General features: G+C 49.8%; 23 protein-coding genes. 7 read left to right on the plus strand and 16 right to left on the minus strand.

Translation table 11 applies throughout. The features are described from left to right. Nucleotides 1-92: 92 nt before the first annotated feature. Nucleotides 93-1,805, minus strand: coding sequence for a SufS family cysteine desulfurase (locus tag EHSB41UT_RS02135; RefSeq protein WP_087106422.1), 1,713 nt, complete (start codon nucleotides 1,803-1,805; stop codon nucleotides 93-95). Between the two features lie 37 nt (nucleotides 1,806-1,842). After that, on the minus strand, nucleotides 1,843-2,850 hold the full coding sequence (locus EHSB41UT_RS02140) for a hypothetical protein (protein WP_133060359.1): 1,008 nt from the start codon (nucleotides 2,848-2,850) through the stop codon (nucleotides 1,843-1,845). A gap of 162 nt (nucleotides 2,851-3,012) precedes the next feature. Here EHSB41UT_RS02140 and moaE point away from each other — a divergent pair, with 162 nt between their 5' ends. Genes moaE through modC form a run of 4 tightly spaced genes read left to right on the plus strand, consistent with a single transcriptional unit; the run spans nucleotide 3,013 to nucleotide 6,116 of the window. After that, the gene (gene moaE, locus EHSB41UT_RS02145) at nucleotides 3,013-3,501 is read left to right on the plus strand and encodes a molybdopterin synthase catalytic subunit MoaE (RefSeq protein WP_207626538.1); all 489 of its coding nucleotides are present in this window, start codon (nucleotides 3,013-3,015) and stop codon (nucleotides 3,499-3,501) included. Nucleotides 3,502-3,504: 3 nt separating this feature from the next. Beyond that, nucleotides 3,505-4,368, plus strand: coding sequence for a molybdate ABC transporter substrate-binding protein (modA, locus tag EHSB41UT_RS02150; protein ID WP_087106426.1), 864 nt, complete (start codon nucleotides 3,505-3,507; stop codon nucleotides 4,366-4,368). Nucleotides 4,369-4,371: 3 nt separating this feature from the next. Next, nucleotides 4,372-5,055, plus strand: a complete 684-nt coding sequence (modB, locus tag EHSB41UT_RS02155; protein ID WP_087106428.1) for a molybdate ABC transporter permease subunit — start codon at nucleotides 4,372-4,374, stop codon at nucleotides 5,053-5,055. After that, nucleotides 5,055-6,116: a molybdenum ABC transporter ATP-binding protein gene (gene modC, locus EHSB41UT_RS02160; RefSeq protein ID WP_087106430.1), complete on the plus strand. Its 1,062-nt coding sequence runs from the start codon at nucleotides 5,055-5,057 to the stop codon at nucleotides 6,114-6,116. The genes modB and modC overlap by 1 nt, the downstream gene beginning before the upstream one ends. A 9-nt stretch (nucleotides 6,117-6,125) precedes the next feature. Here modC and glsA read toward each other — a convergent pair whose 3' ends face one another. The 3 genes from glsA to gad form a co-directional block, all read right to left on the minus strand. After that, a complete protein-coding gene (gene glsA / locus EHSB41UT_RS02165) occupies nucleotides 6,126-7,064 on the minus strand; it encodes a glutaminase A (protein WP_087106431.1) in 939 nt (312 codons plus the stop codon). Next, nucleotides 7,061-8,650 carry a glutamine/gamma-aminobutyrate antiporter GadC gene (gadC, locus tag EHSB41UT_RS02170; RefSeq protein ID WP_087106433.1) on the minus strand — a complete coding sequence of 530 codons (1,590 nt, stop codon included), beginning with the start codon at nucleotides 8,648-8,650 and terminating at the stop codon, nucleotides 7,061-7,063. Before gadC ends, glsA begins: the two co-directional genes overlap by 4 nt. An 87-nt stretch (nucleotides 8,651-8,737) precedes the next feature. Next, on the minus strand, nucleotides 8,738-10,117 hold the full coding sequence (gad, locus tag EHSB41UT_RS02175) for a glutamate decarboxylase (protein ID WP_087106435.1): 1,380 nt from the start codon (nucleotides 10,115-10,117) through the stop codon (nucleotides 8,738-8,740). A 289-nt stretch (nucleotides 10,118-10,406) separates the two neighbouring features. On the opposite strand from gad, the gene dgt reads away from it, so the two are divergent. Next, on the plus strand, nucleotides 10,407-11,888 hold the full coding sequence (dgt, locus tag EHSB41UT_RS02180; protein ID WP_133060360.1) for a dGTPase: 1,482 nt from the start codon (nucleotides 10,407-10,409) through the stop codon (nucleotides 11,886-11,888). Nucleotides 11,889-11,941: 53 nt separating this feature from the next. Here dgt and EHSB41UT_RS02185 read toward each other — a convergent pair whose 3' ends face one another. The 6 genes from EHSB41UT_RS02185 to EHSB41UT_RS02210 all read right to left on the minus strand — a co-directional run bounded on the left by EHSB41UT_RS02185 (nucleotide 11,942) and on the right by EHSB41UT_RS02210 (nucleotide 15,631). Continuing rightward, nucleotides 11,942-12,427 (minus strand): NUDIX hydrolase, encoded by a 486-nt coding sequence (locus EHSB41UT_RS02185; protein WP_087106439.1) that lies wholly within the window; start codon nucleotides 12,425-12,427, stop codon nucleotides 11,942-11,944. Nucleotides 12,428-12,468: 41 nt separating this feature from the next. Beyond that, entirely contained in the window at nucleotides 12,469-12,957 is a 489-nt protein-coding gene (locus EHSB41UT_RS02190) for a hypothetical protein (protein WP_087106441.1), read from the minus strand. 75 nt (nucleotides 12,958-13,032) lie between these two features. Beyond that, on the minus strand, nucleotides 13,033-13,491 hold the full coding sequence (locus EHSB41UT_RS02195; protein ID WP_087106442.1) for a hypothetical protein: 459 nt from the start codon (nucleotides 13,489-13,491) through the stop codon (nucleotides 13,033-13,035). Nucleotides 13,492-13,610: 119 nt separating this feature from the next. Beyond that, nucleotides 13,611-14,108 (minus strand): GNAT family N-acetyltransferase, encoded by a 498-nt coding sequence (locus EHSB41UT_RS02200; RefSeq protein ID WP_165767122.1) that lies wholly within the window; start codon nucleotides 14,106-14,108, stop codon nucleotides 13,611-13,613. A 13-nt stretch (nucleotides 14,109-14,121) separates the two neighbouring features. After that, nucleotides 14,122-14,919, minus strand: coding sequence for a hypothetical protein (locus tag EHSB41UT_RS02205; RefSeq protein ID WP_087106446.1), 798 nt, complete (start codon nucleotides 14,917-14,919; stop codon nucleotides 14,122-14,124). 112 nt (nucleotides 14,920-15,031) lie between these two features. After that, complete coding sequence (locus EHSB41UT_RS02210) at nucleotides 15,032-15,631, minus strand: glutathione S-transferase family protein (protein WP_087106448.1); 600 nt, start codon at nucleotides 15,629-15,631, stop codon at nucleotides 15,032-15,034. Nucleotides 15,632-15,780: 149 nt separating this feature from the next. Here EHSB41UT_RS02210 and EHSB41UT_RS02215 point away from each other — a divergent pair, with 149 nt between their 5' ends. Continuing rightward, nucleotides 15,781-16,614, plus strand: a complete 834-nt coding sequence (locus tag EHSB41UT_RS02215) for an amidohydrolase family protein (RefSeq protein ID WP_087106450.1) — start codon at nucleotides 15,781-15,783, stop codon at nucleotides 16,612-16,614. 6 nt (nucleotides 16,615-16,620) lie between these two features. Here the strand turns inward: EHSB41UT_RS02215 and EHSB41UT_RS02220 are convergent, their stop codons facing one another. From EHSB41UT_RS02220 to EHSB41UT_RS02235, 4 genes are all read right to left on the minus strand, one after another. Continuing rightward, on the minus strand, nucleotides 16,621-17,511 hold the full coding sequence (locus EHSB41UT_RS02220; RefSeq protein ID WP_087106452.1) for a peptidoglycan DD-metalloendopeptidase family protein: 891 nt from the start codon (nucleotides 17,509-17,511) through the stop codon (nucleotides 16,621-16,623). A 100-nt stretch (nucleotides 17,512-17,611) separates the two neighbouring features. Beyond that, nucleotides 17,612-18,052 (minus strand): NUDIX hydrolase, encoded by a 441-nt coding sequence (locus EHSB41UT_RS02225; protein WP_087106883.1) that lies wholly within the window; start codon nucleotides 18,050-18,052, stop codon nucleotides 17,612-17,614. A gap of 119 nt (nucleotides 18,053-18,171) precedes the next feature. Next, a complete protein-coding gene (locus EHSB41UT_RS02230; RefSeq protein WP_207626539.1) occupies nucleotides 18,172-18,447 on the minus strand; it encodes a superinfection immunity protein in 276 nt (91 codons plus the stop codon). Nucleotides 18,448-18,504: 57 nt separating this feature from the next. Further along, nucleotides 18,505-18,843 (minus strand): SH3 domain-containing protein, encoded by a 339-nt coding sequence (locus EHSB41UT_RS02235; RefSeq protein ID WP_087106454.1) that lies wholly within the window; start codon nucleotides 18,841-18,843, stop codon nucleotides 18,505-18,507. Between the two features lie 137 nt (nucleotides 18,844-18,980). Here EHSB41UT_RS02235 and EHSB41UT_RS02240 point away from each other — a divergent pair, with 137 nt between their 5' ends. Continuing rightward, a complete protein-coding gene (locus tag EHSB41UT_RS02240; RefSeq protein WP_133060361.1) occupies nucleotides 18,981-20,141 on the plus strand; it encodes a hypothetical protein in 1,161 nt (386 codons plus the stop codon). A gap of 36 nt (nucleotides 20,142-20,177) precedes the next feature. Here EHSB41UT_RS02240 and EHSB41UT_RS02245 read toward each other — a convergent pair whose 3' ends face one another. Beyond that, nucleotides 20,178-20,612 carry a GNAT family N-acetyltransferase gene (locus EHSB41UT_RS02245; RefSeq protein WP_087106458.1) on the minus strand — a complete coding sequence of 145 codons (435 nt, stop codon included), beginning with the start codon at nucleotides 20,610-20,612 and terminating at the stop codon, nucleotides 20,178-20,180. Nucleotides 20,613-20,734 lie beyond the last annotated feature (122 nt).

Consider the following 20,734-nt stretch of genomic DNA (forward strand, 5'->3'; position numbering starts at 1 on the left):
CCTTTGACTTGATCATCTTACCAGCTGTTTCAACGCACGACACTTGGCAATTAGCGAAGGCTTTATTGCATCGGGGCCAATGTTGAGCTGTGTCAAAGGAAACGATGCGCAGTCTGGACGATCTCTTTAACAATGGCCTTCAGTCCGTTACCTCGTGATGGACTCAGATGATTCATCAGCCCCAGCTGCTGAAACAGATCATCCATATCAAAACTCAGCAGGCTGGCTGGTGTACGCCCATTAAGTGCGGTCTGCAGTATATAGACCAGTCCACGAATCACACGGGCATCGCTGTCGATGGCAAAGTGCAGGGTCTGGTTGTTCTCATCGTAAAAGTGATGCATCCAGACGGTACTTTCACAACCGGAAAGCTGGGTTTCCTGCTGGCGTAACTCATCGGGCAAGGTGGGAAGCTTGTTGGCCAGCTGCATAATGCTGCGGTAGCGGTCCTGCCAGTTTCTGGTTTTCAGCAACTGGTGACACAGGGTTTCAAGACCGTCAGCGGTGAAGTGAGGAGCTTCTGCAAATGTTGCTGGCAGTTCACTCTTTTCGCTGTCAAAGGCAACTACCGTTTCAGCATGTTCCTGCACGGCTGTGATCGTTTCATTCAGAATGGTATGCAGTGCTGCGATGAAATGATCAATATCTGCTTCGGTGTTGTAACAGGCCAGTGACGCCCGCACTGTGCCCTTCAATCCCAGGGTTTCCATCAGCGGCATGGTGCAGTGGTGGCCGGTACGTACGGCAATGCCCTGCTGGTCCAACAGAACGCCAAGGTCCTGATTGTGGATATGATCACAAACAAAGGAAACGACAGCTGTCTTATCCTGTGCCGTACCGATGCGACGAATGCCCGGAAGTTGATCCAGCGCCTGCTCCAGCTTCAGGCGCAACATGGTTTCGTGTTGTGCCAGTCGGGTACGGTCCTGAGCATTGAGATAATTAATGGCAGCCGCCAGACCAATCACGCCAGCAATATTCGGTGTACCTGCCTCAAAGCGGAACGGTGGTTTCTGGAAGGTGGTGCCGGAAAAACTGACCCTGTCGATCATCTCACCGCCCCCCTGCCAGGGCGGCATGGCTTCCAGTAGATCCCGGCGACCATAGAGCACACCGATACCGGTTGGACCGTAAACCTTGTGGCCGGAGAATACATAGAAGTCGCAGTCCAGATCCTGCATATCAACTGGGAAGTGCGCGACCGCCTGAGCGCCATCAATAATAGTGAGTGCACCTACGGCCTTGGCCGCTGCAATCATCTCTTTCACCGGGTTGATGGTGCCCAGTGCATTGGAAACATGGGTGACCGACAGCACTTTGGTGTTGCTGTTGAGCAACTGCTGAAAAGCGGCGAGATCCAGCTCACCGCTCTCGGTAATGGGGATCACCTTGATCGTTGCGCCGGTGCGTTCTGCGACCAGTTGCCAGGGCACGATGTTGGCATGGTGTTCCATGGCGGATAGCAGAATCTCATCACCGGCTTTCAGTGTGCTGCTGCCCCAGCTCCAGGCCAGCAGGTTCAGAGCCTCTGTTGCCCCTCGGGTCCAGATAATTTCATCGCTGTGTCGGGCATTCAGAAACTGGCAGACGGTATCGCGGGCATCTTCAAAGGCATGGGTGGATCTTGCGCTTAAGGCATGTGAGGCACGATGGACATTGGCATTGGCCCGCAGGTAGTAATCACTGATGGCATCAATGACCACGCGTGGCTTCTGGGTGGTTGCGGCGTTGTCGAGCCAGACCAGTGGATGGCCGTGAACCTGTTCAGCCAGAATCGGGAAATGTAAACGAAGGTCAGCAGGCATGAGCTGTGAATCAAGCGTAGGAAACTGACCCTGAATGTTACCAGATTTGTGGCAGGAAGTTGGGGAGGTACTGATAAATACGAGGGCGGTAGCAGGTTTGTATCTTGCTCTCTTCACCGGTCACCCGGGCCATATAATCACACCAGTATTCGTCCAGCGAGGCACCGGTCAGTTCCAGCAGAGTGTTGCTGAAATCTTCATTGGAGTATTTCATCGTGCCAGACGCGGCTTTCTCATAGAGGATACGATGAAGCGTTTCCACAACCCGCTTGTCCGGGTGGTAAGAGTCAATCAACCTCAGCATGCCAGCCGTATGAATGGCATCCTGTTTGTAGATATAGCCTCGCTCACGGAAGCCCCGGCAGTGGCCCACTTGCTCTTTACGACAATAAATATTGTGGAAGCGGGTCTCTATGGTTTTGCCGTTCTGATGTTCGACCATCGCCTTGCGGGTAATATCCATAAAGATATTGACGGACCAGGATTCAAAATAAGCGTGCTGGATGTAATAGGCGATAGCTTCGGACATCCATTCGGCCCAATGGTGCATGTAGTTGTGCTGCAGCAGATGGACGATTTCATGAATGACCGTGCCGTAGGTCTTTTCCTTTTCCGGGGTATTGGTATAGGAGTCGTAGAAAAAAATGTAATTCTTGCTGGCTGTTGCTGCTGCTGAGCCTGAGCTGGGGGCTTTTCGGTACAGGAGATAGATCACATCGTCTGCGGGAACATGTTGCGGTGTCCAGAGCTGTCTTCGCAGGTAGCGATACCAGCGCTCAACAATTTCCTTGGCTTTTGCACGAAATTTAACGGTATTGGGCTCAAAGAATGCCTCCGAGTCTTCCTGCAGCTCGACAATATTCGGCATGATGAGATCGGTTTCGCCTTCCCGATAAATGACGGGCTGCATAGGTATCGCTATGGCGGGGTCGTATTCGGCGTGAATAACGCTGACAGCCCGGCTGCTGTAACTGACAGACAGGCAAGCAGTGATAACCACCAGGCAGATCATCCGTAAAAGTCGGCGTATGGCAGGCGTGGACATGAGAATGTTGGCTCCCTCATCTTCTCTTATCCTGTTCAGACACTATTTGGCCGTTGTTTGCTTCGTGGTGAAGACAGTCTCTCTAACAGAGCTGATATGAGCAGTTTTCGATTTTGTTTTGCACAGACGGGGAACGTTGTATCCTTCAGGCGTCGATAACAGATGGCCTGGATACCTGTCGTGATCAGTGTACAGACAGCAGATTTTGATGTAGCCCGCGAATACGATGCCCTGCGTGAGAACTCCGGAACCGGAGCTGTCGTCATGTTCAGCGGTCTGGTTCGGGATATGAATCTTGGCGATACCGTGGGTGGCCTTTACCTGGAACATTATCCGGGCATGACCGAAAAATCCCTGCAGGCGATCGTGGATGAAGCCTGTGAACGCTGGCCTATTGATGCCTGGCGGGTGATTCACCGTGTTGGTCAGCTGGATATTAAAGACCAGATTGTATTTGTCGGTATGGCCAGTGCTCATCGACAGGCCGCGTTTGAAGCCTGTGAATTCCTGATGGATTACCTGAAGACCCGCGCACCGTTTTGGAAACGGGAACAGACCACTGAAGGTGAACGTTGGATTGAAGCCCGGGACAGTGATTCCGAAGCGGCGGATCGCTGGCAGGCCGCAGACAGTCCAGTGATCGGAGAGTAATTGATGCGCATGCTGCAAGGGCGAATCACTTCTCTAATATCCCACTGTGCATTGTTCCTCACTGGTACGTTGCTGGCGGTGCAAACTGTGTCTGCTGATGTGTTGCGGGTTGCCGTGGCATCCAACTTTCGGCCGGTTGTGCAGGAGCTGGCGGATTCTTTCAGCCGACAGACCGGACATAGAGTCACGCTGTCTTCAGCCTCCAGTGGTGTGCTGTACAACCAGATTGTTCATGGTGCGCCGTTTGATGTGTTTCTGTCTGCAGACAGTGAACGTCCGGCGATGCTGGAGAAGGAAGGCAAGCTGGTTGGGAAGCCACAAACCTACGCTTATGGTCGTCTGGTTTTCTGGCAACCTCTGAATGCCAAGCCCGACTATCAGACCATTACTGAATGGCGTGGTCGTATTGCGATTGCCAACCCGGAAACAGCGCCTTACGGACTGGCCGCCAAGCAGGTACTGGAGCACTTCCATCTTTGGGGGGACAGCCGAATTCAGCTTCTGCAGGGCGCGAATATTCAGCAGGCCTGGCAGTTTGTGGCCACTGGCAATGTTCGGGCAGGTTTTGTGGCTCTGGCCCAGTTGCGTGCGGATAAGATCGACAGCGGCTATTTGCTGTTGAGGGATGAACTCTACACACCGATTCGTCAGGATGCTGCTGTGATTGCAGGCAGCAAGAATCAGCCTTTGGCCGAACAGTTTGTGCGCTTCCTGCTGGATAATGCGCAACAGGCGTTTATTCAGGACGCGGGTTATTATCCGGTCAGAGATGTTCAACCGACCAGAGACGCTCAACCGGTTGTGGAACCAAATGCCGGCTCTGAAAGTAAAATCGAGTCAACATATACGCAAGTTTATAAAGGGTAAGGGATGACAGAGCAGGTCTGGCAGGCCTTAATTATTACTCTGCAGCTGGCAGGTGTAACCACCGCAATTCTTATGGTGCTTGGCCTGCCGCTGGCATGGAAGTTGTCTTCAATGACCAGTCGGGTTCGGCCTGCACTGGAGGCTTTGGTTGCCTTGCCGATGGTGCTGCCTCCAACAGTGCTGGGCTTTTATTTGCTGGTGGCCTTTTCTCCCAACAGTCTTCCCGGCCAGCTTTGGCAGGATATCACCGGCTCGACGCTGGCGTTCAGCTTCTCCGGTCTGGTGCTGGCTTCGGTATTTTATTCACTGCCATTTGTTGTTCAGCCTTTGCAACGGGCTTTTGAGCAGTTGGATCGAGGTCTGTTGGAAGCGGCTGCAACATTGGGAGCTTCACCACTGGATCGTTTCTTTTCAATCGTATTGCCACAAACTTTCCGTCCTCTGCTACTGGCCGCCAGCCTTGGCTTTGCCCATACCGTGGGAGAGTTTGGTGTTGTGCTGATGATTGGTGGCAATATTCCTGGTGAAACCCAGGTGCTTTCAATTGCGCTTTATGACGCTGTGGAAACCCAGGACTTTGCCAGTGCCCATCTCATTGCCGGAGGCCTGATCGGCTTTGCTCTGGTATTGCTGACCGCACTTTATACCCTGGATCGTCGTCCCTCCCGGAAGAAGGAGGCACACTGATGTTGAGCTTTGATATTCATCTGGAACGTTCGGGCTTTACCCTTTCCGTCAATGAGCAACTGCAGCTGGTTGATATCACCGGCATTATGGGGCCTTCCGGTTGTGGCAAGACGACGCTGTTACGCTGCCTGGCCGGTTTGGAAAAAATACCCGGCAGTTCTATCCAGTTTCGGGATGTGATCTGGCAGAGGGAGCGTCAGTATCTGCCTGCGGATCAGCGACAGGTGGGTTATATCTTTCAGGATGGACGACTATTCCCTCATCTGAATGTACGGGACAACCTCACCTATGGGGTGAAGCGCCGGCATCCGAGCAGTAATCACTTAACACCCGATGAAGTGATTGACTGGCTGGATATTGAGGCATTGCTTGCACGCCCTGTGCAGAGCCTGTCTGGCGGCCAAAGGCAAAGAGTAGCCATTGGGAGAGCCCTGCTGCGTTCACCGCAATTATTGATGATGGACGAGCCGATGGCTGCTTTGGATTGGGCGGCCAAGGTGAGAATCATTCCCCGCCTGCGTGAGTTGAATCGACGCTTTCACCTCCCCGTCCTGTTCGTCAGCCATGACCGGGAAGAGATGGCACGGCTGGCCGACGATATGCTGTTGATGAGCAATGGTCAGATTGCTGATAAAGGTGCAGTACACTGGTTGCTAAGTCAGGCGCAGGGACTGCTGGCGGATGATCATGCGCTGTCTGTGCTGGATGGAACGGTGCGCAAAGTCGGTGACTATGGCGTCAGTGAGCTGGATGTGGATGGTTGTGAGATTGTTGTTGATCAGGATGATCTTGAACCCGGGCAAAAGGTGCGTGTGGTCGTACAGGCGGCGGATATCAGTATTGCGCTGGATGATGTTCAGCGTATCAGTATTCAGAATCGTTTAAGAACCACACTCGAAGATATTCAGGAACTGGACGACAAGCACTGTTTATTACAGCTGCGCCTTAAAGAGCAGGTATTACTCGCACTGATCACACAAAGGGCCAGACATAAGTTGGCCTTGAATACGGGAATGATTGTTTATGCGCACTTCAAGGCTGCTCGCCTTGAAGTGCAATAACCGAAATATTTATTTCGGTGCATAAACGTTCAGGTTCAGCTTGTTAGCAATATAGCGAATCATCAACTGCGCCCTGACACTATTGCCGGCTTCATCCAGAGGCGGAGAAAAGCCGGCAATCGCCATCTGTCCGGGTACCACGGCGAGTACACCACCGCCAACGCCACTCTTACCGGGCAGGCCCACCAGAAACGCCCAGTCTCCGGAATAGTCGTAAAGCCCTTCCATGGTCATCTCCGCCAGAATCGGTGCAATATTTTGCGGGCTGATGATCTTTTCACCGGTGACCGGATTGGTGCCGTTGTTCGCCAGTGTTCCGGCCAGTGTGGCCAGATCATCGCAGGTCACCAGCGTTGAACACTGTCGGGTATAAACCTCGCAGGCTTCCATAGGGTCACTAAAGCAGTTGCCAGCCGCATAAAGTAGCCAGGCAATACCCCGGTTATGGAAGTTGGTGTCCTGTTCAGAGGTGTTGATGTCATCCGATAGCGAGACATTGGCCGACATAATCCGACGCTGGAAATCGAGAATCATCTGCCAGCGCGCTTCTTTGTCGGGAGCATCGAGAAAGCTGACAGTGGCCATCGCTCCGGCATTTACCAACGGGGAGAGAGGTTTGTCTTTGTGAGCTACCAAAGCCAGAACAGAATTAAAGGGTAGACCTGTGGGTTCTGCGCCAATCTTTGTGCGCACCATCTCGGCGCCTTTCTGCTCCATGGCCAGAGCAAGAGAAGGTACCTTGCTGATGGACTCGATAGCAAAGCGATAGTCGGCATCACCACTGTGCACGACATTGCCATCACAGGTGACTATCGACAGGGCACATAAGTGTGAGGGCACACTGGCGAGAAATGGGATGTAGTCGGCATTGGCACCGTCGGAACATTTGCGCCCCATAGACACGGCCTCATCGGCCAGAGTCTGTAACTGATCTATGGAATAGTTCATGACTTATCCTCAGTTGGTGGAGTCGAGGTATCGGCGGCTTTTTTCTTATGCAACCACTGGAAATGTTTGGTTGACAGTTTATGGGTATGGGTATCGGAATCGTTTTGAATACCGGGGTGAGTATTTTCAAGTTCCCAGGTAAACGGCGCGAAATCCGTATCGTCAGCCTTCCAGTGCGGTTTGCGGTTGTGGTAGATCACAAAAGGGAGAATGACGAAGAAGATCGTCAGCGCAATCAAAATCAGCACGTATTCAGTCGGGCTGCCAATTTCGATCTGGCCTGGTGGAATAAAGCTGAATAAAAACGCCAGAAGTGAACCGATAAAGCCAATCCCGGCCACCACAAACATACCGTATTTTCCGCCGGGTATACGGTAAGGGCGTGGACGATTGGGTTGGGAGAAGCGCAGATAAATACCTGCCGCGAACATCAGCAGATACATAATCAGATAGAGGATAACAGTCAACTGGCTGAGTATCTGGTAGGTTGCCTGCACAGAGGGCATAACCACAAACAGAACCGAGAGAACCGTAACTATGCCACCCTGAACCAGCATGATATGGGTCGCCATGCCATGCTTGTTGGTGTACTGCCAGAAACGAGGCAGGTAACCGGCTTTAGCGACAACCAGCAAACCAGACGATGGTCCGCTAACCCAGGTAATAATACCGGCGAGTACGCCAATCGCGAGACAGATCGCCATGACCGGAGCAAGGAAACCGATACCGGCCCATTCAAACATATCGAAGTAGGCGACAAGGAGAGATTGAGTCAGGTTAATCTCTGACTGGGGAATAACAAAGCCTATCGCCAGTGTGCCCAGTACAAAAATAACAACGGTTCCAATGGAAGCAATAGCAATCGCCATGGGGTAGGATTTGGAGGCATTATCCAGCTCTTTCACATGGATGGCATTCATCTCCATACCGGCGTAGAACAGGAAAATACTGGCGGCCAGAACAATATTACTGAAGTTGGTAAAGTCCGGAAGCACATCACCCCAGCTCAACTCTATATGTACAGGTTGGCCACTGAAGAGATAACAGAAACCAAGAATAATCAAAATAATGGCTGGGATAATCGTCCCGATCATGCCGCCCCATTTCGATACCTTTGAAAAGGCTTCAACACCTCTGAAGGCAATAATGGTTGCCAGCCAGTAGATAGCCAGCACAATACACAGAACAAAAATCTTATTGGACGACAACGCCTGATCATAGGTTTGATCAGGCCCGATAAAGGCAAGGGAGACGGCACCAAAAGTCAGGGCTGTGGGAAACCAGACACTCACCTCGGTAAACAGCATGAACATAGCCAGAAAAGCCCACTCTGGCCCAAAGGCTTCACCAACCCAGCGAAAGACTCCACCTTTCTCAGGCCAGCCCGTGGCTAACTCGGCAGCAACAAGGGATACGGGGATGAGGAAAAAGACCGCCGCGAAAATATAAAAGAATATGGAACTCAACCCATATTCAGCCTCCGCAGGAAGTCCTCGCAAGCTGACGACCGCCACCACATTCATAATGGCGAAAGTGAACACTGTCAGCTTTGCTACACCACCTTTTGATTGGGGTGTTTCAGCCATAACATTTACCTCTTGCTGCGAAATGACCCTGATAGATAAAAAAAGAAATGGGGAGCCCTGCTAATAAGACCGGCTCCCTCTTCAATATCAGGTATGACTGAACCCAGGTTGATGAGACATGGTGGTATCAACCGGATGTTTCTGGAGGTACTCCACTGAGCGCTTGATGTCGTTCACCAGCAGGCTGGCCAGATCCCGACTGACACCGTGGCGAATCATAATACGCTGGATAACTGTGCCATCACGATGCGCAGGCAGAGGGTAGGATGCTATCTGCCAGCCACGCATACGTACACGGTCGGATAGATCGTAAAGCGTGAAGCCCCAGTCTCCAGGTTTCAGGGTGTAGCTAAGGCCGGGTAATCCTCCAACACCGTCGTACAGAACCTTGAACGGTTCCATATCCTCAATCTGTTTGGCAATCCACTGAGCCGTATCCATACAGGCATGCTGGATACCTTTATACCCCTCAAAGCCCAGCCGCATAAGATTGTAATACTGGGCAACAATCTGACCGCCGGGGCGAGAGAAGTTGAGCGCAAAGGTCGGCATATTGCCGCCGAGATAATCGACATAAAAGATCAAATCGTCTGGCAGATCGCTTTTTTCTCTCCAGACCACCCAGCCCACTCCAAGTGGCGCCATGCCGTATTTGTGACCGGAAGCGTTAATGGATTTCACCCGCTCGATGCGGAAATCCCAGAGAAGTTCTGGTTGTAAAAAAGGAGCGATAAACGCACCTGACGCAGCATCTACATGAATGGGAATATCAAGGCCTGTGTCCTGCTGGATCTTGTCTAAAGCCTTGGACACAGCCAAGACATCTTCATAGGCACAGGTGTAGGTAATGCCCAGAGTCGGGACGACACCGATGGTGTTTTCATCGACATAATCCTTGATCTTGTCAGGGTTCATGCCGACCTCATCACCATCCAGCGGGATCTGGCGCACTTCTACATCAAAGTAGCGGGCAAACTTATGCCAGCAGATCTGTACCGGGCCAAAAATAATATTCGGCTTGGAAGCGTCTTTACCCTCCGCTTCACGCTTTTTGCGCCACCGCCACTTCAGTGCCAGTCCGCCCAGCATGGCGGCTTCTGAAGAGCCGGTGGTTGAGCAGCCAATGGTTTGTTTGGAGGAAGGGCTATTCCAGAGTTTGGCCAGAATATGAACGCAGCGGGATTCCATTTCTGCAGTCTGAGGATATTCATCTTTGTCGATCATGTTCTTGTCGACACAGGTATCCATCAAGTCATGAACCTGAGGCTCCATCCAGGTTGAGCAGAAGGTGGCAAGATTCTGTCGTGCATTACCATCAAGAAGAAGTTCGTCTTTTAACAGCTGATGAATAACATCAGGAGAGTGGCTTTTTTCCGGTAACTGATATTTCGGCAGAGATAGTTCAGAGATAGGCTGCTCGAAAATATCCGCATCGGGTATATCAGACTTCGTGATATGAAGCGCCATAACAGCTTTATCCTCTTCTCAGTGAATGCCGGACAGTTTGTTGAATAAATAGTCGATGACTCCGGATACTGCTGAGTAGCACTGCAAAAAAGGGAATATTGCTGGGATCGGTTTACAGAGGTGAGGGCTGCAAGTGGCGTGGCGCCTACTGTATTGAATTTTCTTTTAGGCTTTCTGGTTAGCTATCAAAAAAAATCATGCTGGTTGGTCGTTTGTCTGGAATTCTGCTTGAAGATGCAGAACATTTATCAGCGCAATAGCGGTATTCAGGTTTACAGGCGGTAAGCGTGTGCTTACTGTAAGAGAATATCTACCGGGTAAGATCAACATGGATTACAAGACCAAGATCACTTGCCGGCGACAACGTCCGACGACTGTCGAGGGGCGGGATATTGTTGAAGAGACGGAAAGTAATCGTGGGCGGATTATTCAATCGGCCGCCATACGACGGCTTCAGCAGAAAACCCAGGTGTACCCACTGGAAAGTAACGCAGCCGTAAGAAGCCGCCTGACGCACTCACTGGAAGTGCAGCAGACCGGGCGCTTTATCTCCCGCAGTATCTTGAAGCATTTTGCTGATCAGGGGCAGTTGGCCGAGCTGGGGTTGGAAGGGATTGAAACAGCCTTTACCAATCTGGTCGAGATGGCATGCCTGATGCACGATGTTGGCAACCCACCATTTGGTCACTTTGGGGAAGCCGCCATTAATGACTGGATGGAGAAACATGGTCATGCCTGCTTCCTGAAAACGGTCGGCGAGTCGTTTTCGATTCCGGCTTTGTATACCGATAAATTATTACCGGATCTTCTGCACTTTGAGGGAAACGCACAGGGGCTGCGTATCATTCATAGTCTGCAAAAGCTGAACCTGACCACATCCCAGGTCGCAGCATTGGTGAAGTACACGCGTCCGGCCTGGCAGACAGAAGCCGATGAAGGCTACCGCTATCGCCATAAAAAGCCCGGCTGTTATTACAGCGAAGAGCCGCTGATCCATATGATCTGGCAGCATCTGGATATTGCCCCCGGCCATCGTTTTCCATTGGTTTACATCATGGAGGCGGCAGATGATATTGCCTATTGTATTGCCGATATCGAAGATGCTGTGGATAAAGGCATTCTGAACCTGAGGCAGCTACAACAGCTTTTGCAGGAAGAGTGGCAGGAGCAGTGCCAGAGAAAGGATTTTGGTGAGAGTGAGTACTTGCCTGATATTGTCGCCAACGCCCTTGGCAACAATGCGACAGCGCATTTGTTTATCACCCGGTTGAGAACACGATTGGTAAAAGATCTTGTGGCCTACGCCACTGCCCGTTACAGCGAACATCATCAGGCGATTTTTGATGGCTCTCTCGATGAGCCGCTTATTGATGGCGGCTCGGAGCAGCATCTTGCCTTGTTGACACTGAAGTGGGTCGCCCGCAAGCATGTGTTCAGCCAGCCGGAAGTGGAAACACCTGAGCTGCGCGGTTATGCCGCGTTGATGGGGTTGATGGTGATCTACCAGCCACTGCTGGAAATTCCGGGAGACGAGTTCAGGGAGATTGTTGAACAGCGCCCAACCCGGCACTTTATCGCCCAACGACTCTATCACCGGATGTCGGGCAAGCATAAAGAGGCTTATTGTGAAGCGGTGGCGGGTCTGAAAGGCAGTGTTGAAGAGCAGGCTGCGCTGGAGTGGTATTATCGAGTCAGGCTGCTGATCGATTATATGTCGGGCATGACTGATAACTATGTGCTGGAAGAGTATCAGTGTTTGTCTGCCATTTAACCGGAACTCTGTGCAGGATGTGTAGCACTGCACAGAGTTCCTAACCCCATAGCTTAGAGGCTGTACTCTCTGGCGGGAATCAGTTCAGGATGGTTGGGTATGGCAAGCAGTCTTTCTTTGAGGAACGCCGGTCTTACGTCTGTCTCGGACAGCTGATCCAGCGGGAACCATTTGAAGCGCAGAGTTGCGCCTTCATCTTCAACGGTAAACTCGCCCTTACGGTAGAGCTCATCCTGATTCTCAACGGATATCAGGTAAAAGAACCCCAGCTCGTGAAACAGATGGCTTTCTTTGTAAAGTTGCTCGGCAATCCATAAAGGACGGGCAGAGGCGACGGTATAGCCAATCTCTTCCTGAACCTCCCTCCTGACACCTTCCTCGGATAGCTCTCCAAAATGCATCTTGCCACCGGGTAGTGCCCAGTAACCATCTTTCTCGAACTGATGCAGCAGAATCGCATTGTTATGAATAATGACGGCGCAACAACGAATTTTGAGGCGACAGTCACCTTTCACAATTTCCAGATCTTTGTTCAACATAGTTATGTTATTTAGGGCTCTTTAGAATTGCTGCAGTAACCTCAATAAAAGGTGAAGCACTGATCAGTTGTGGACCAGGAGGCGATGATCAGCTTCTCTGGCGGATAATCATTTTCATAGACGTTGGCGCTATCCCTCATAATGGAGCCTAGATTTTTAAGACTATCTCGTTCGTCGTGCTTATAAATAAAGAGCTTGTTTGCGGCATCTGCTTGCAAGAGTTTAAAAAAGTCTCGACGAATACCACCTTCACAGGTGCTTGAGAGTTCAAATTCTGCAGCAATTTCGACGCCGACGAATCGTCCATTTTTGTAGCGACGGATGGTGAGGTCATAGAGCCACTCTTTGTGTGAGCTTTCCTTTTCATCCGAAGAGTTTGGCATGTAAGTGTATTCGTCCTTCAGATCTCGAAACTCTTCAGAGAGTCGAGATTTCAGCTTTGCATTAACGTCTTTTGGCTTCCAGCCTTCTGCAATAATTTCACTGGTCAGTTTGCTCAGAATATTATGAATTTTTCTGTTAGTGCTCATTTATAACTGCAATTCTTATTATTGGTTTTGGGAGATGATTTACGTAAAACTATTGCCGTAGTGATAGCTATTGAATCAGGACTTAATCAAATCCTGATTACTGCTGGCACAGAACAGATTGATATTCTCTTCATCCTGTTCCTTCATTACCTGACGTCGGCAATCAGCGATGGAGTCGTAAGGGGTTACGGTCATATTTTTGTTTTGGTCATAGCGCACCAGATACTTGCGGGTATAAGGGTCAGTATCAAACCACTTGCTGACCTTTTGAGGGCTGGTCGCGCAGCGGTACTGGGTGCCATAACTTACGCCACCGGTATTCAGGACATGGGTAAACACGCGCCAGTTATTGCGGCTGCCGTAGCGGCGTTCGGTTTCACACTCCTTCAGAGTTGTAATTTCGTGGCTGTTAAAGAAAACGACGGAGGTAAGTGTCGAATCATTAACCTTGGCTCGGGCGATCATAAAGATATCGCTTGCCGAAGCGAGAGGTGTAACAAAGAGTGCTATCAATAAGATCAGACGGCTAAGCATGCTTATTTCTCTTATGGTTATTCTATAAGTCAAAATATGAGAGGTGTCGTATTGTATGAAAACATTTTACGATTGCTAAAAGCTACCCCTCACTATCCTTTGTTCCGTAATATAATTTTCTAAAGGCTTAACCGCATACATTGCGATATAACCTTCTCCCCATTGGGGAGCTGTTCTTCACCACTGTCGTGTTGATAGATGAAGCCCAGACTTTGATACAGGTTGATAGCCCTTTGGTTGGAGGAGAAAACATGAAGTTCGATCTCCTTGAACCCATGGCGGCGACTATCGTCCAGAGCCATTCGCATCAGTTTGCGACCAAGTCCCTGCTCGCGGTAGTTTTGGTGTATCTGGATTCCCAGAATGCCAATCTGGTCAGCATGCTCTCTTTCAATTCCGGACATGGAACCAGGAAAAACCTCAACATTGGCAACGACCCTGTGATTATCAACCGCAACAAAGTTGGGCAGCGTCCGTTCTTCTACTTTGTGGATAACACGTTCGATAATGTCATCGGAAGGCGGTGGCTTTTGGAGATAACAGCCCTCCGCATAGATTGTGTCCCATAGCTTGATAAAACTCTCTTTATCAGCGCTTTTGATTCTTCTTATTTTCATAACGTGTAATGCCTTAGAACGACACGAAAACTTCCTGGCTGAATATCTTTTGCCCTGATCGCAAGGCGGTACGGGTGGAGGGAATGTTCTCCACATCAATATTGCAGTTGAAGTAATCCGCTTCCAGTGTGGCAACAAAGCTGGCCAGCATACGGTTAGCCAACCCTTGCCCTTTGAAAGAGCTACTGATCAGAATCTCATTGAGATAAACCGATGGTTTACCCAGAAATATCTCCTGCTCACCGGCAATCAGCCCTGCTTTCTGGTTATTGTGCATAAAGAAATACAGCAGACCTTCCTGCCGGCTTTGCTCCATGGTTTCCCGATCATTAATGGGGATGCGATATTTGTATTCCGGGTTTTGCTGATGGAAGTCCCGATACTCAGCTTCGTACCAGTTCCAGTAGTCATCAGCAGGCACCAGAGGCGTTGTATCCGCCTTCGTCATTTCAATAATGGAGCCGATAAAGCGCTGTTGAAAGACTTGTTCGTTTTTAAGGTTCTTTTCCGGTCTACACCAGTAGTTGTAATAAAGCGGCTGAAACAGGCTGAAGTGTGGCGTGATCTCATCAATGACGTTTTTAATCAGCCGCGTATCAAATGAGGGCCAGATAAAGATAAATGGTTTGTCTTTATCTCCGCCAAGGTGACGAATACCGGCAATCACTGCGCCTTCGCTGGTTTCAATCTGTCTGTTCAGATAGCCATCGGGTGTACCTGTACCAAAGTGCGTCGCACGGCTGAGCAGGGTTTCAGGATTGTTGAGCTCCAGAACCTCATCCAGCTCCGTGCGGATCTGGTCTTCTACCACCAGCTGTGGGAAATCATCGAGTGCGAAGATGGACTCTCTGGCGGCATTAATAAACTTCTGCGTATCTATAAAGCTTTACCTTTGTTGTTATTTTTCAGGGTGTATTGTGCCTTCAGGCACTCATACCGATATAGCCTTTTTGAGAGTGAATACGATCAATCCATTGCTGAATTGCCGGATAGCCCTGCAAATCGAATCCGCCCTCATCAGCAACATGGGTGTAACCATACAGGGATATATCAGCAGTAGTGAGCTGCTGGCCGGTAAGATAAGGCGTTCTGCTCAGCTGTTCTTCCATCACTGCCAGGGCTTTATGGCCTCCTGTCTGCTTCTGTTGGTACTCATCTTTACGGTCATCAGGAAGGCCAAGATATTTGGCAATAAACCGGGCGACGGCAATATAAGGTTCGTGGCTGTATTGCTCAAAGAACTGCCATTGCTGCACCTTGGCACAGTCAAAAGCGTCTTTTGGCATCAGTGATGAGCCAGACGCCAGATAGTTAATAATGGCATTGGACTCGGTCAGGCAGCGGCCATCATCCAGCTCCAGTACCGGGATCTTGCCGTTCGGATTTTTGTCCAGAAACGCAGCGGTGCGGGTATCGCCCTGCAGAATATCGACGTGTACCCACTCATGGGCAACATCAAGCAGAGTCAGCAGTAGTTTGATTTTGTAGCAGTTGCCGGACTGGATATCTCCGTAAATCTTCATGATATGCCTCTTCTTATTCTTTACTGGGCCATGGTAACAGGTGTCGGAAAACAACAGTGATTCTGTTTATTTTTACAATGTTGGTTTCACCACGTTGTTGATAGGGTAACGTTGCTATCAACAATAAAAATATCAGCCAGGTGCAGCTTATGAGTGAGCAGTCCGCAACACAGCCTGAAATTATTGATGTCTGGGCGCAGCATCCCACCCTGCGTCATATCTCGGATCCCATATTTGATTCTCTGAAGCGCTGGACCAAGATGGTAACACCGACCACAGAGATTCCTGTGCCGGTCACAATCGCGGCCATGGATGCTGGGAATGTTTCCCGCAGCCTGATCTCAGCATGGCAGGCTCCGGGCAAGGATTTGATCACCAATGATGAGGTTGCCAGCTTTGTCGCTCAGGCGCCTGATCGTCTGGTGGGTATTGGTTCTGTCGATATCTCCAAACCGATGCAGGCGGTGAAGGAGATTCGTCGTTGTGTGCAGGAGCTGGGTTTTAAAGGTATTCGGGTTCTGCCCTGGCTGGCGAGCCTGCCGCCTACAGATTGTCTGTTTTACCCGATCTATGCCGCCTGTTGTGAGTTGGATGTGCCGTTCTGCACCCAGATTGGTCATACTGGCCCGCTGATGCCTTCGGAGGTTGGCCGTCCAATCTATCTTGATCAGGTGGCACTGGACTTCCCGGAACTGAAAATTGTCGCCGGACATATCGGCTACCCATGGACGGAAGAAGCCATTGCCGTTGCTACCAAGCATGAGAATGTCTTTATCGATACTTCGGCGTATACCGTGGACCGTTATCCGCCCGAGATCATTCGTTATATGAAGACTAACGGGAAGTACAAGGTGTTGTTTGGCACCAACTACCCGATGATTCTGCCGGGTAAGGCTCTGGAAAGCCTGGATAAGCTGGAGCTGGATGATGAGCGGAAAGCCCTGTTCCTGAGTGGCAATGCCAAGCGGGTGTTTGGCATCTAATTTCGCTCACTCGCATACAGAACAGAGCATATTTTTATAACGGGGCGTAAATTGCGCTCCGTCTTTTCCTGCAAACTGGAATGGCACCGACACTTGTTGGTCATCCTTGTTCCGGCGGATCACAAAGTGCAGATGCGGGCCGGTGGAATAGCCGGAGGTGCCGGAGCGGCCAAGCAGTTCCCCCTGTTTCACCAGATCACCCGGTTTCACCTTCAGAGAACCCTGCAGCAGATGAGCATAGGTTGCGAGGGTGCCATCTTGATGAAGAATGACGACCTGATTGGCCTTATCAAGAAAGTAACTGCTCTGCCCAGAAAAGACATAATCGTTCTGGGTATAAACAACCACGCCTTCTCTGGCAGCAACAATATTGGTGCCAATTGGTAGAGCAATATCGATAGCATGCTGTGAGGATGGCGTGTTGTGGGTAAAGCTGCCGTTAAAACCCTGCGACACTCTGTGTTTATAGGGGGACGAGAAAGGGATGCCATAGAGTGTACCGTCTGGTTCGCTATCGGTATCCCCCATGATCCAGTAGTAGCGAAAAGACGGATACGGTTCCGGTCTTTCCTCAACAACCGCCTGTTGCTGAGGGGCAATCACTCCGCTGTATAAAATCAAGCCGGCCTTGCTGGTAATGGTCAGGCTTACGGGGGCGTAAAAGCTGTTGTACACCGCGAGGCCATGGCCTGCCTCGGTTGTTGTTCGCCAGGCTCTCACCGTATGTTCGGGGGATTCTGGTTCGGAAGCCTTGCGGGTTTCCAAGAGTTTTCCGGAGGCTTTTTTGTCCGTAAAGGTAAAGCTACCATCGGGATTCTTGTATTTGTATATTTCACCCGCCGTCGTCGGCAGAGTGAAAGCTATAAGCAATAAAGAAACAAAGCACAGTCTGTTCATGCTGCAGGCTCGGCATTAACAGGCTTGGTGCTTTGTTCGTAGGCTTTTCGCATATCAGCCTGAGCGGCGGTGATTGAATCCATGGCCTTATCCTTTTGAGCTAACTGAGTTCTGGTTCTGTAGCGAGAATATGCTGGCGTATCCAGCTCAGCGCCTGAATAAAAACCGGATGCCAGCTGTTATCTGCTGCCTGATCAAGAGGGTGCCAGAAGAAGGCGAAATCATGGCCGCCATCATCAAGGCAGTAGTGATTCCAGTGATTAGGCTGCGGTGCAACATGGCAAAGAATAAAGTGCCAGAACTGATCCTTTGCTGGCATATAACAGGAGCCAAGGTACTTGCTGTTGGTAACTTCGTTGATGCCCGACTCTTCCCACAGTTCACGATAGGCGGCGGGGATGATGTCCTCATTAGGCTCAAGAGTGCCTTTAACCAGCTGGGTACCAGCAAGTGGATGCCTAAATGCCAGTATCTCGAAAGTGTCGTTTCTCTTGCGGATAACAACCGGACAGACTTTTACGGGCGGCTTTCTACTATTCATAACATTGGTGCAGAAGATCACGATACCATTTTATATCTTGTCATTATTGCTGGCCTGAACCCCTGAACAGCTTATTGGCATTGTCATGTTAAAGCCATGCCATGGTTACACGTCATATTTCAACTCTCTGGTGCAGCCTGCTTTGGCTTTCGTTCCCAGACTTTGCCCGTTACTGCCCAGACGATAAGGCCGAACCAGGCAACGGTGGAAAATGCTGCCGGGATATTCGCTGCCAAAATCAGCTTGAAGTGTCTTCTATTAAATAACAGAGCTAGAAGAGAAGGGATGAAAACGAAAACAATACTAACGGCAATAATGATGAGAAGTACCGGTAAGGGCATCGACTCCAGTTCTGTCATATATTCATTGATCAGATTGGTAATATCAAAATCCATATAATTCTCACACTCGTTTTTATTCTTTTGGCTTTGATTATTTGTGGGACGGCTTACCTACTCCAACGCTGCAAGTGTTGAAAGCGGAACCCAGCCTTTCTCTCCCTGTGGTGTTTCAGCCCAGGCCCACTCATTCAGTGTTTTCATAACCGAAAGAACCAGGTCCGTCTGAGTGGTCAGCTCGGTGGCCTCGTAATCACACAGCCCCAAGGCCGGTTTTACCGTTGCATTAATATATTGCACCGGCGCCCAGCCCTCGTTGCCACACTGCGTGGTGATACGAATCCAGCCTGGATATTCATCATCAAGCCTGCCAGTGGTTAACTCTTCGCCAGCCTTGAACGAAATAGGATCAGGGTAGGCTGAGGTGTAGGCTTCAATTACCTTGTACTTCATATATTTTCTTTCAGTTTTTTCTTCACACTATTGCTCTTTTCGGGCAATAACAAGCCTGTCAGGAAATCTGACTAACTAAAGAACCAGTCACTTCCCTCGCGTGTCATCACTATTTCATTCACTCAGAGCATGCAACGATGGAACGGCAAATCGAGTTAAATTCAAACCCTAATCCCACTGGATTCGGAACTGGAAATACGTCACACAACACAACATCACCGGTTGTTATGTTGCCCGATAGCCAATGTGCAAAATACCTGCCCTTAGAAGAAGCCGTCACACCCCGCAAAGACGTGTCAGAAAAGAGTCTCCAGTCACGCAAAGCAGCATCTGCGCTGAGCACTCAAACATCAGACCGTAATGGCAATTTGGAATCTCGGAGTGAAAGGCAGGCTCTTACCGGACTGACGCATAAGCTACTCGAAACCTTCCCTGTGCCGATGATCCATAGCATTACAGATATGCAACGTGCGGGGGGGCATAAATCTGAGTGTCATTTCTGGTTTAGTAATGAGTTCCCCAATTGCGGCAGTGGGACATTTGATCTCGATTTCCGGAACACCATTGAACAGATAAAGGCGCATAACTTTTCTATCGGGAGCGGTATCAAAGCTGCCATGGTGGTTGGTGAGTCATCCCTCACTTCCATCCTGCCTGAAATGGAGGGTATAGATGTTGTATTGCTAACGGATTACGATCCGATACTCCTGCATTCCATGATGTATACAATGCACTTCTTGAAAGGGGTGAGCTCAATTAAAGAGGCAGGGAAGTATCTTCAGGAAATGAAGCAATTAACCAAGGCGTATTGTAAAAATAAGCGATCATCCATAGGTACAGAAATTAATGCCTTCGTCAGTGCGTATCAATTATCCAAACAATTTCTTGGAGACTATCACCCATTCAGTAGTGATGACCGGCTGAAACAGGTTAAGGATTCGCTGAATAGAACAGTTGTTGTGCCTGTGTGTCTCAACCTTCTAAGCAAGCATTCAATATCCACGTTCAGCGGAGTGCTGAGTTCCTGGAATGCTCAAATTCATTTTTTAAATATGAGTAATGCGCTTGAAAAATGTCTTGAATTTCCAATCAGCAGGGCAGCTGATGTGTTGTCTAGCCTCAAGCTGCTTCCCTTAGCCAAGGATGCTTTATGTGCAGACTCACTGCTTCTTTCCTATGAAAGAAAAAGAACGCGCTGCTTTCTGTCGAGAGATTCTTACTGGGAGGCAATAGATAATCATAAAATGATGAGCAATGAAGAAAAGTTTCTCGTAGTCAATGGCTGCAGTGTGATGTAACCATTCCTGCTTGTCAGGCACACTTGGCCTACGGTTCTAAAATCGCTTTTGCAGTCCGGCTTTATTGGCTTGGTATCCAGCCGATTGATAGAACCTTATCGCAGCTTCACGCTGCACTCCGGTTGTTACCATAACCTTGTAGCATCCCAACCGAAGACACTCCTGATCGATAAACGCCATCATCGCCTTGCCTATGCCTTTGTTGCGGTAAGCTTCAGTGATGACCATATTCTCCAGCATGGCAAAAGGTGCTCCGGACCAGCTGAAGTTATGACACAGATTGAATGTGCAGGTGCCAATCATCCTGTCATTATCAAATGCGCCGACAACAAAACCTCCACTCTGGGTGAGCTGATGGAAAATCTGTTCTACCTTCTCTGTCGAGGGATCAGGGGCGGGCTTACGGTTGAACTCTCCAATCAATTGGAAAACACCCTGAATTTCATCGAGAGTTATTTTTCTGATTACCATTGTTTCAAGAGTGGGCTGTTTTCAATTAGAAGATTTTCAGGCATTACGAAACGAAGAGAACGCTACCGCCCTTTGATTTCTGCCATCAAATGATCGATGTGTTAATGATGCTCAATTGGTTT

The organism is Parendozoicomonas haliclonae, from assembly GCF_900174585.1.
Classification (GTDB): Bacteria; Pseudomonadota; Gammaproteobacteria; order Pseudomonadales; family Endozoicomonadaceae; genus Sansalvadorimonas; species Sansalvadorimonas haliclonae.